The following is an 8,790-nucleotide window of genomic DNA, read 5'->3' on the forward strand; positions in this document are numbered from 1 at the left end:
GAGCCGCTTCCGGGTTGCCGCCTATCGCATAGATATGGCGGCCGAACGTCGTGTTGCGCGAAATAAACGTAAAGATAAGCGCCAACACGATAACCATGACGAATGGAACCGGTATTCCTTTGTAGCTGTTCATCAGATAGACGAAACCGATAATAAGCGCACCCGTTACGCACAGACGCAGCAGGCTGACTGGCATCGGTTCGACTTCAAAGCCGAATTTGGCGCGGGCCGACCGTTTGCGCAGGACAAGCACAGCCGCAATTGCGAGACCGATAATGCCAAGTACCCAGCCGATGCCGTCTGCGATATACGATTGACCGATCGATTTCAAAGAAGGCGACAGCGGCGCAATCGTCACGCTGCCCGTCGTACCGAACAACGCGCCGCGGAATATCAGCATCCCGCCTAGCGTGACGATGAAAGCCGGTACGGCCCGATAAGCGATAATCCAGCCTTGAATGAAGCCAATAGCGGCTCCGGCCCCAAGCGTCGCAATAATAACCGGTATGGTGCTCCACTCATACCAGACGTTCAGCATCGCGGCTATACCGCCCATGAAGCCAACGAGCGAGCCGATCGACAAGTCGATCTGGCCGGCTACGATGACAAGCACCATGCCGATCGCCAGAATTGACGTTACGGACATTTGAAGGAACAGGTTCGATAAGTTCGTTGCGGATAAAAATCTGTCATGCAGCAGCGAGAACAAAATCCAGATCGACATTAACGCGCCGATCATCGTGTACGCCCTTGCATCGAACTTGAACCAGTTCGGGCGCTGCTTCAAGCTAGCTTGCTCTATCATTGTTTCGTGCTTAACGCTCATGCTCGAATCCCTCCAGTGGCGGCTGCCATAATCCTCTCTTGCGTCGCATCCTCTGCCGTGAACAGCCCTGTCTGTCTGCCTTCGGAGATGACCATGACCCGATGGCTCATCCCGAGCAGCTCCGGCATTTCCGACGAGATCATAATGATCGCGACGCCTTGGCTAACCAACTCATTCATCAAGTTATAAATCTCGAACTTCGCGCCGACGTCGATTCCGCGGGTCGGCTCATCGAGAATCAAAATTTTCGGATTCGTCATCAGCCATTTGCCAAGCACGACCTTCTGCTGATTGCCGCCGCTCAGCGTCCCCGTAATCGTCTCAACGTTATTCGCCTTAATCCGTAGAGCACGCATGTACTGGTTGCCGCTGGACGCCTCCATATTATGATTAATGATGCCGCCGGGCGAAATGCCCGCCAAGCTCGCCATGCTTACGTTGCTTTTGATGTCCATGCCGAGCACAAGCCCATATTTTTTCCGGTCTTCGGATACGAGCGCCAATCCTTCGCGGATCGCTGTTCTCGTATTACTCAACTTCACTTGTTTGCCGTCGATTTCGACCTTGCCGTACGCTTTGCCCGCATACGCGCCGAATAGGCTCATGACAAGCTCCGTACGGCCGGCACCCATAAGTCCGGCAATTCCGAATATTTCGCCTTTACGCACCTCAAACGAGATGTTGTCGATCACTTTCCGGCCCGGACGATCCGGGTTCATGACGGAATAGTCGCTCACCTTCATCACGACATCGCCAGGGTTCGCAGGCATGCGGGGAAACCGCTCCTTCAGCTCTCGGCCGACCATGAGCGAGATGACCTTGTCTTCTGTCACATCCGCGATCGGATACGTTCCGATCGTCTGTCCGTCGCGCAGCACCGTTACCGTATCGGCTATAGCGAACACTTCGTTCAGCTTGTGCGAGATGTAGATACACGTTACGCCGCGGCGTTTGAACTCCTGCAATATGCCAAGCAAAATCTCGACCTCTTGCTCCGTTAACGCAGCGGTCGGTTCGTCCAAAATAAGCAGATTCGCATTCTTCGACAGCGCCTTCGCAATCTCGACCTGCTGCTGCTTGCCGATGCCGAGCGTCCCGGTCAGATGCTCCGGATTAACGTCCGTCAACCCGACCTCACGCAGCCAACGTTCGCTCTCGCGGAATACGTATTCCCAGTTAATGACGCCCCATTTCGCCGGCTCTTTGCCAAGAAACAGGTTCTCGCCGATCGACAAATCTTTCACGAGTGCGAGCTCTTGATAAATAATCGCGACCCCGGCATTCTCGGCATCACTGATCTGACGGAACTGCTTCTCTTCCCCGTCAATAAGAATTTGGCCTTCATAAGAGCCATGAGGATGCAGCCCGCTCAACACCTTCATCAAGGTCGATTTGCCTGCGCCGTTCTCGCCGCAGAGCGCGTGAACCTCGCCCTTCTTCACCGTGAACGTCACATCGTCCAACGCTGTCACACCTGGGAACCGCTTCGTTATATTACGCATCTCTAATGCAGCTGTCATCGGTCTATGCTCACCTCGTTCAAGACGGAAGAAGGAGAAGCAAGCGGGAATGACCAAGCCGCTTCTTCCCCTTCTAGTCCGATCATATTCAGCGCTTCACGTGTTACTTCACGTTCTTGTATACGTCTTCTTTCTTCTGGAAGCCGTCTGCGATGATCGTCGCGTCGATGTTGCTTTTGTCGACTGCTACTGGCTCAAGGAGTACGGATGGCACGTCGATTTTGCCGTTGTTGACGACTTTGTCCGCGCCTACGTCTTCACCTTTCGCCATCTTCACAACGAGTTCCGCTGCCGTCTCAGCCAGCTTCTTGATCGGTTTGTATACCGTCATCGTCTGCGTGCCCTCTACGATACGTTGAGCAGCGGCAAGCTCTGCGTCTTGGCCGGATACTGGAATTTTGCCTGCCAGACCTTGAGCAGCAAGCGCTTGAACGACGCCGCCTGCCGTACCGTCATTCGCAGCCACGACAGCGTCAACTGCATTGTTGTTCGCCGTCAGAGCGTTCTCCATATTCGCCAATGCGTTAGCTGGGTTCCAATCTTTCGTCCATTGGTCGAATACGACTTGAATGTCGCCTTTATCGATCAAAGGCTGCAATACGTTGAATGCGCCTTTCTTGAACAGATGCGCGTTGTTGTCCGTCTCAGATCCGCCGATGTAGACGAATTTGCCTTTCGGCGCCAGCTTCACGATCGCTTGCGCTTGCAGTTCGCCGACTTTCTCGTTGTCGAACGAGACGTACAAGTCGAGGTCCGAGTTTTTGATCAGACGGTCGTATGCCAATACTTTAATACCTGCGGCATGCGCCTTCTCGACGATTGCCGCCGTTGCTTCCGCGTTGTGCGGAACGACGACGAGCACGTCTACGCCTTGGCTGATCAAGCTTTCCGCTTGTGCGATCTGCTTCGCGTCATCGCTGTTTGCCGCTTGAACTTCAACCGTGCCGCCGAGCTTCTCGACCGCCGCCTTGAACAGGTCGCGGTCCTTCTGCCAGCGTTCTTCCTGAAGCGTATCAAGGGACAGACCGATCTTAATCTTGCCATCGGATTTCACAGAGCCCGATGCCGTTTCCGAATCGTCCTTATCTTTGCCGCCGCAAGCTGCAAGCGTCAGCGCCATAGCTGCCGTAACGAAGAGCAAACCACCTTTTTTCCAACCGGATTTCATTCTCTTCTCCCCTTTTATGACAAAATGTAAATGCTTACATTTGAAATAGTACCATTACTAAGAGACCTTGCCGCCGAGAACAATCTGCAATCTTTTGCGATCGTCTGCACTTTTCGGTGAACATGTTTCTTGGGCCTGAGCTAGCGGAATACCATCTTGCGGTATTCGCTCGGCGAGCAGCCGCACACCTTTTTGAACACTTTGCTAAAATAATTCGGATCGTTATATCCCACCTCGAACGTAATTTCCTTCATACTAAGCTGAGGATCCAGCATGAGCGACTTCGCCTTATCGATCCGGCACTCGGTCAGAAAGTCAATATAGTTGATGCCGAGCTGTTCCTTAAATATTTTGCTAATATAATAGGGGCTCAGCTGCACGCGCTGCGCAATCGTCTCCAGCGAGATCTCTTCTTTCACATGCTCGATGATGTACTGCTTGATCTGTCCGATCATATCGGGCTCCAGCTTGCCGCGGTGCGCTGCCAGAGAGGCAATCAAGCTGTCTAACACGCAGCTTGCTTCTGCCCGAAGCTGATAATATTGCCCTGCCTGAAAAGAGAACATCGGCCGCTCAGCATCCGCCCCAAGCTCAATCGCCGTCCGGTATACGATCCATAGATGCTCCAGCAGCGATTGGCCGCATTGCACAAGCGACGCGCCCCGCCGTTCGCCGGCATCGACCAGCGCATTCATCGACGCGCGAAGCTCCTCCCATTGGCCAAGCCGAATCCATTCGACCAGATCCTTCTCATCACGGCGCATGTCATGACTGTGCCGCTGCGGTCCGCGAACGTCCAGATCCATATACAGCAAATGACGGGCCGGCAATGTGACGTCAGCCGTCGCAAGCAGTGCTTCCCGGAACGAATGGCGAATATCGTAGAGCGATGGATACGGGCTTCCTACCCCGATAAATCCGTCCGTGCCGATCATGCGCTGCTGCGTCTTCAGCAACTGCTGTACGAGCGATGCCGCTTGCGCCCGGAACGTTGTTCCAAGCTGGCGGAATACGACGATCGGCACTTGCCGCCCAGCCATCGCGCCAACCCAGCCGCAGCCAAGCTGCCGCACCTTCGCCTTCATGGCGGCATATGCCGCCTCCGGCTGGCAATCGCCGAGAATGACCAGCATGACGAACGCTTCCTTCGTCGTGTCGCCTCCTAACATCGCCAGCATTTCTTCTATATGGATCTCTTGAACATGATCGTACAGCAATCCGGTCACCACGTCGCTCTCAATGAGCGGCATGAAGCGGTGCAGCGTCTGTCTCTCTTGCCGAATCGACTCCAACAGCTCTCGTTCCCTCAGAAGCTCCTCGATTACTTTACGCACAACCGCCACGATTTCGCTCGCCTTGCTAGGCTTCAACAAGTAGTCGCTTACCCCCAGCTTCAAGGCTTGTCTGGCGTAATCGAACGTTTCAAATGCTGTCACCATAATAAATTTTGCAGTCGGATTCGTCCGCTTCATTAATTCAATCGCTTCCAGCCCCGATATGCCCGGCATCTTAATATCCATCAGTACAAGATCAGGCATGAACGTCAGCGCCTGCTCAATCGTAAGCCCTTGTATGCCACTCTGCAGAATCGCCTGCAGTCCTTCCCGTTCCAATTGCTCATCATCCACGATCATTAGCTTCAACAAGCTGCTCCATCCTCCCCGCCATCGGAATTTTTAACGATATCTTCGTACCGTGCGGCACAGCGCTGCCGATTTCTATTACGTCATCCCTGCCCGTGAACAGTCTTAATCTTCTTACAACATTACTGAATCCGATGCCAGTGGAATGCCCTCGGGCTGACGATTCTTCCAACGGCTGCTCCTCCACAATACGCTTTGCCAGATCCGGCGACATGCCTTCTCCGCTGTCTTCAACTTCGATCCGGACGTCGTCTCCATCCTTCATCACCCGGAAGATGATCGTCCCTCCGTCCTCAAGCGGTTCGACGGCATGAATGACGGCATTCTCGACAATCGGCTGCAGTGTCAGGCAGGGCATACGTACATACAACAGTTCCTGATCGATTTGCTGGCGGAACGTCAACCGGTCGGTAAACCGCGCTTGCTGAATTTCGATATATTTCATCACGACGTTCAGTTCTTCCGCCAGTGTGACGGAGCGGTCGAGCCGCCGCAAATTATAGCGAAGCAGTCCGGCTACGCTGGCAATAAGGTCGCTCGTTTCCTCCGATCCATCCAAATAGGCTTTCTTCGACAGCGTATCCAGCGTGTTGAACAGGAAGTGAGGATTAATCTGGCTCTGCAAGCTGCGCAATTGGCTTTCCTTCAGCAGCAGTCTGCTCTCTTGAAGCTCAAGCTCCAGCTGTGCTTTCTGCTGCATCTCCGAGATGAGCCCGTTAATATTGACCCGCATCCGGTCGAACGTGCGGGCAAGGAACGAAATTTCATCATTGGAGCGAATCTCGATCTGCTTATCGAACTTCCCTCGGGCAAGCTCTCTTGCAGCCACGGTCAGCTGCTGGATCGGCCTCGTAATGCTTCGCGAGAACCAGTAGGCGAAGAGCAGCAGCGTTACCGTCAGAAAAGTAAGCAGCCATATCCCCAGCCGTTTGAGCGTCGTGCTCTGTGCCATAATATCGCGGTAGAACCGGTCATAAGTTTTCAAATCTTTGTCGATGAGCGTAAGCGTCGTCTCTGATATGTAGGTATGAATGCGGGTTGCTTCCTCGAACCGGTCCGACGACTGTTCATTGTTGTTCTGGCCTTGGAACATAACAGACAGCCGTTCGGCTTCGACCAAACTTTCAATCATGTGCATATAGTTCGTCAAAGTGAATGCATTGTTGCCCGTCCGCAACAGAGGCAGCTCCGCCTTCGCTTCGAGCAGCCTCTCCGTTGTTCCGTTGAATGAAGCTTTCGTCGTCTCTGACGGCTGTGACAAATAGATGTTCAAGCTGGCAACCGTCTGCTGGCTCATGTTGGTTATTTCGTTCATGCGCAAATACCGCTGGAGAACTTCATTGTACTGCTCTTGTGTCTTCTGATTGTAATAAGTAAGAACTGCCCAAATAATAACCATAATGAAAAGGACAATGACAGAGAGAGACATAATTTTACGTTGAATGCCGTTCATTTCGCATCCTCCGCCTTCAGTACCCGAATACCCGTGAAATAACCGTCCGGGCGAAGCGGAACGGTCTTGCCGTTTAACCAATCAACCATCAGCTTCACGCTAAGCTCTCCCATGGCTTGCGGAGATTGCGTGATCAGAGCATCCAGCTTGTTCAGCTTCAAAAGCGTCATCGTCTCGGGATTGTCATCGAACGAATATATATAGTAAGGCTCGACGCGCGACCGCTTCTCGATCTGTTGAATCGTGACCGCGGCATCCGCAGCTGAGACCGCAACGAACGCCTTCGCATCCGGCTGCTTATTAAGCACGTTGTCGATCGCCGTTACGATCGCTTCTCTCGAATCGCCGGACGTTACGATAATTGTCTCAATGCCAGGGAAAGGCGCCAACACCTGAAGAATACCTTTCAACCGCTGACGCTGGTAATCTTCTTCTTCGTCGGACGTCATGAGCACAACCTTGCCGGATGTCCCCATCTTCTGGACAAGCTGCCGGGCAATTAACTTGCCGGCTTCGAAGTGGTCGGAGCCGACATACGTTCGGCGCAAGCTGTCCTGCATCGGAACGTCATTCGCGACGGTAATGACCGGAATGCCGCTGCCTGCCGCTTTGATCTTGGTCAAATTGGTAAACTCCGGCGTATCGAGTCCCTGCACAATGATGCCGTCCACTTTGGAAGCGATTGCAATTTCGATTTGTTTTAAAAATTCAATCCGGTCCGAGCTATACGTCCCCCACATTTCCAGGCTTGCACCGTTCGCGGCTGCCGAAGCGTCCGCTCCCTGCTTGAACTTCAACCAGAACGGCGTATCAAGCTCCTGTGTGATGACAACAAGCCGCAACTTATCACTGTCAGCCATAGCGGTTGTACGAATCGATGGTTCCGGCGTATCCGATGCTGCCAAGTTGGAAGCAGCTTGGAGCGTAAAGTAGAGCATAACTAGACAACCAATGGAAAGTAAGGCAATGACGATATTGCGCATAATCAGATACTCCTTCGTAAGCAGTCTCGTAGGGTCCGCGCCTGGAGGATGCGCCTGCCTCTATTCTAATCAACGCCTTCCCTGCTGTCTATTCCCTTCGCTTCCACTTCTTATCGAAACATAAAAGACCCTCGTCAGGGACGAGGACCTCTTATTGTGTAATCGTATCACTAACCTTTTACGCCGCCGAGCTGCAAGCCCGTTACGAAGTAACGCTGCATGAACGGATACACCATGATGATTGGCAGTGCGGCTACGATCGTAATCGCTGCGCGGATCGACAGCGGCGTTACCATACCCGCTGCGGAGTCCGCTCCGCCTGGGTTATTACCTCCAGGGAGGCTGGTTCCCACGCTAGACGTGTTGTTCAGCAGCTTCATCAGCTCATACTGCAATGTGCTGAGGCTTTGCTTCGGCGCGAAGATGAAGGTATCGAACCAGGAGTTCCATTGTCCGACTGCGACGAAGAGCGATACCGTCGCCAATACTGGCATACAGAGCGGAAGAATAATGCTCATGAACGTTCTGAATTCGCCTGCTCCGTCAATTTTAGCGGACTCGACGAGGCTTTCCGGAAGCGTATGGATATACGTCCGAACGACGATCATATTGAACGCGCTGATCATGCCTGGGAGGATGTATACCCAGAACGTATTCAGCATGTGCAGATCTTTGATCAAGAAGTATGCCGGAATGAGCCCTGCGCTGAAATACATCGTAAGAATGACGATAATCGTGACCGACTTTTTGAACATATATTCCGGCCGGCTCAATACATATGCAAGCATCGATGTAAAGAATACACTGAGTACCGTACCGGACACCGTACGGGCAATCGAGATCCAGAAAGCGCGCGGCAAGTGGCCGGAGCTGAATACCGATTCATAGTTTTTCCAAGTAAAATCACGTGGCAGCAAATAGATGCCGCCGCGCGTCGTGTCGATCCCTTCGTTGAGCGATACGGCAATCGTATTCAGGAACGGATACAGCGTCACGACGAGTACGCAGAGCAGCAAGATGTAGTTAATCGTATTGAAGATCGCCGGCTCCAGGCCGATACGTTTTTTGACAGTATTCATGCCGATCCCCCCTATACCAGTCGCTCTTCGCCAAGTCGCTTGGCGATATTGTTGGCTGCGAATAATAGTACGATGCTGATTACGGTTTTGAACATGCCTGCTGCCGTAGCCAGCGAGT

At 52.9% G+C, this 8,790-nt stretch carries 7 protein-coding genes and 1 pseudogene; all 8 read right to left on the reverse strand.

Features of this window, described 5'->3' with window-relative positions:
* Nucleotides 1-826: sugar ABC transporter permease (locus tag PKO01S_RS27745; RefSeq protein WP_127534681.1), on the reverse strand; the 826-nt coding region annotated here is incomplete at its 3' end.
* On the reverse strand, nt 823-2,346 hold the full coding sequence (locus PKO01S_RS27750) for a xylose ABC transporter ATP-binding protein (RefSeq protein ID WP_127534682.1): 1,524 nt from the start codon (nt 2,344-2,346) through the stop codon (nt 823-825). The genes PKO01S_RS27745 and PKO01S_RS27750, both read right to left, overlap by 4 nt.
* Nucleotides 2,347-2,449: 103 nt before the next feature.
* Nucleotides 2,450-3,514, reverse strand: coding sequence for a D-xylose ABC transporter substrate-binding protein (xylF, locus tag PKO01S_RS27755; protein ID WP_127534683.1), 1,065 nt, complete (start codon nt 3,512-3,514; stop codon nt 2,450-2,452).
* 140 nt (nt 3,515-3,654) lie between these two features.
* On the reverse strand, nt 3,655-5,160 hold the full coding sequence (locus tag PKO01S_RS27760) for a helix-turn-helix domain-containing protein (RefSeq protein WP_127534684.1): 1,506 nt from the start codon (nt 5,158-5,160) through the stop codon (nt 3,655-3,657).
* On the reverse strand, nt 5,135-6,610 hold the full coding sequence (locus tag PKO01S_RS27765; RefSeq protein ID WP_127534685.1) for a sensor histidine kinase: 1,476 nt from the start codon (nt 6,608-6,610) through the stop codon (nt 5,135-5,137). Before PKO01S_RS27765 ends, PKO01S_RS27760 begins: the two co-directional genes overlap by 26 nt.
* A complete protein-coding gene (locus tag PKO01S_RS27770; RefSeq protein WP_127534686.1) occupies nt 6,607-7,593 on the reverse strand; it encodes a substrate-binding domain-containing protein in 987 nt (328 codons plus the stop codon). The genes PKO01S_RS27765 and PKO01S_RS27770 overlap by 4 nt, the downstream gene beginning before the upstream one ends.
* A 170-nt stretch (nt 7,594-7,763) precedes the next feature.
* Entirely contained in the window at nt 7,764-8,672 is a 909-nt protein-coding gene (locus tag PKO01S_RS27775) for a carbohydrate ABC transporter permease (RefSeq protein WP_127534687.1), read from the reverse strand.
* An 11-nt stretch (nt 8,673-8,683) separates the two neighbouring features.
* A pseudogene (locus tag PKO01S_RS29535) lies at nt 8,684-8,790 on the reverse strand (sugar ABC transporter permease); the annotation flags it as partial.

The sequence above is a fragment of the Paenibacillus kobensis NBRC 15729 genome (assembly GCF_004000825.1).
GTDB lineage: Bacteria > Bacillota > Bacilli > Paenibacillales > Paenibacillaceae > Paenibacillus_T > Paenibacillus_T kobensis.